The 1938-nt window shown below is 57.6% G+C and carries 4 protein-coding genes; 2 read left to right on the forward strand and 2 right to left on the reverse strand.

What is annotated here, in order from left to right; genetic code table 11:
• Window positions 1-263: hypothetical protein (locus tag CN311_RS33590; RefSeq protein ID WP_097577482.1), on the forward strand; the 263-nt coding region annotated here is incomplete at its 5' end.
• 82 nt (window positions 264-345) lie between these two features.
• Complete coding sequence (locus CN311_RS31620; RefSeq protein WP_097577483.1) at window positions 346-789, forward strand: hypothetical protein; 444 nt, start codon at window positions 346-348, stop codon at window positions 787-789.
• Between the two features lie 121 nt (window positions 790-910).
• Here CN311_RS31620 and CN311_RS31625 read toward each other — a convergent pair whose 3' ends face one another.
• Window positions 911-1399 carry a hypothetical protein gene (locus CN311_RS31625; protein ID WP_097577484.1) on the reverse strand — a complete coding sequence of 163 codons (489 nt, stop codon included), beginning with the start codon at window positions 1397-1399 and terminating at the stop codon, window positions 911-913.
• Window positions 1383-1938, reverse strand: a 556-nt coding sequence (locus CN311_RS32810; RefSeq protein WP_165779923.1) for a hypothetical protein, incomplete at its 5' end; no start/stop codon positions are given. The genes CN311_RS31625 and CN311_RS32810, both read right to left, overlap by 17 nt.

The raw sequence follows: 1938 nt of genomic DNA on the forward strand, positions 1-1938 counted from the left end.
TCCATGCTGGGCTCTCACCCAGCTACTCCAGCACCTGCCCGTCTCGGTTGGCGCCGGGTCGGGCCTTTTTTGCTTCGGATAAATGGCGCATAAAGGCGGGCGAAGGGAACGCAACCGCGGCGAGCGCGTTCGATGTGTTGGTGGAATCCCTGCGGAGCCCTGCAATGAAGCGCATCTATAAAAAGCCGACGCTGGTGAAACACGAAAAGCTTACCAGGCTGACCGCGCAAATCATTGCGTCCGGGGTCGTTTTGGGCGAGTGATTTTCCAGGCTTTGCTGAACGCCAGCGCGAGATCCGGTTTTCTTGCGCCACGGCTGAATGCCGGTCTCTGAGGGGGGAGAAAATGCGACATAGCGTAAAGGAAGCGCAGGCAGACCCGGCCGAGCCGTACCCTCGCGACGCCTATCTCAACGCATTGGTGACGTTTGCCGAGGGCAATCTGGAAATCGGCATGACGCTGTTCATACGCGGCACGGTCATCGCCGGCACCTTGATCAGCGGCAGGAAGTATTTTGAGGAACTGAGCCGGCAGATGCGCAGCGCCTCGATACAAGGCTCCAGCGACCCCGCCGACCTGCAGGACGTGCTGGGCCGCGCCATGCTGGATTTCGCCAACATGTACCCCAGGGCCGGCGAGCAGTCGGCGCCCGGGAGCCCGCCACAGTCGTTTCTCCACCTTAGCAACGCGCGGATTTTCCAGGCCGCAAACCATTTGCGCTCGAACGGTCAGCTCATGCGGCTAAGGCTCGATGCGGTCGACGGCTATTTCATGGGAAATATTGAATAGCGGCGCGTGGAGACTTAGCGCGTTGCGCCCTCGCCGCGCCAGGCACTCAAATCCGCATGCTTCGTGCGATCGGTCAAAAAATAACAGCCGGCCTGGGGGCAGGTGTATCCAAGTTGCAGGCCTATACATCACCTTGAAGTTCCGGCAGTACCCTTTCGTCAAGGAATTTGAGACGTCGATCCAGCATTTCAGCGTTGGCGGGATTCGCGGGAACATTAACCGGTATCAAGTCCGCAACGGACTTTCCTTGCCGTGCCGCTTCGACCCACTCTTCCATGGCGCCGATATATCCATCCAGCGCCTCGTATGGTGTCCTGGCGTCTTCAGCCGGCAGATATGTCGAGGGCAGATCGCCAACGATCACCCATATCCAAGGGTCAACTTCTGGCCTGCCGGGAACAATCTCGAAGAGAAAAATATAGATTATGCCATCGGCACCGTATCCGAAGTATTCCCCCTTGATGGCTGAAACCCAATCATAGAATTCAAGATATTTTCGGGCCTCCAGACGTGCAGCGTCAAGTTCTTCATCGCCCGTGCTTCTGTCAGCCACCGGCAGGCGGGTGACGCTAGTCAAGTCGGGCTTCGCTTCGCTATCGTTTCTCGCCACTGCTTGAGTTCCCTTTCATTTTTTGCTTGAGCCATCTTCTTCTTGCCCAGCGAGCATAGTCTCCTGCGTCGCTGTGGCGTTTAATATGATCCGCTCGCGTACGATGCGTGATGTTTGATATGTGATCTGCCCCTTCGTCGGCCAATGCTTTCTCGTGAGACACATCCATATTCCGACCCGTAGCTGGATCCTTAGGCCAAGGCTTTCCATACAGCAATTCCCATTCCCTGCGCAGCGCCTTGTTGGTCGTAGTGCGCTTAGTGGGCACGAGGCTGAGATCGTACATCTCGGCCTCCGTCAGGTCCCCTGCGGCGGATGGAGCTCTTGTAGAATTGATGTCGTGTCGTGCCAGATCGACAGAGTCTTCGACGGTGTCGCTGGGTATCGGTGAACCCTCGTCTGCCTGATCTGCAACAAATTCAGCATTCGCGGAACGCCCGGCGAGCCTTGCCACCACCTGGCTGCCAACTGCACTGAGCCCTTCGGCAAGGACATTGCCGCCCGCACCCCAAAGCGCACCATTGGCAATTCCCCAAGGA

Origin of the sequence: Mesorhizobium sanjuanii, from assembly GCF_002529485.1 — a bacterium.
GTDB lineage: Bacteria > Pseudomonadota > Alphaproteobacteria > Rhizobiales > Rhizobiaceae > Mesorhizobium > Mesorhizobium sanjuanii.

Excerpts from the sequence above, each read along its gene's own strand:
- CN311_RS31620 (WP_097577483.1), top strand. The coding sequence starts at position 346 with ATGCGACATAGCGTAAAGGAAGCGCAGGCAGACCCGGCCGAGCCGTAC.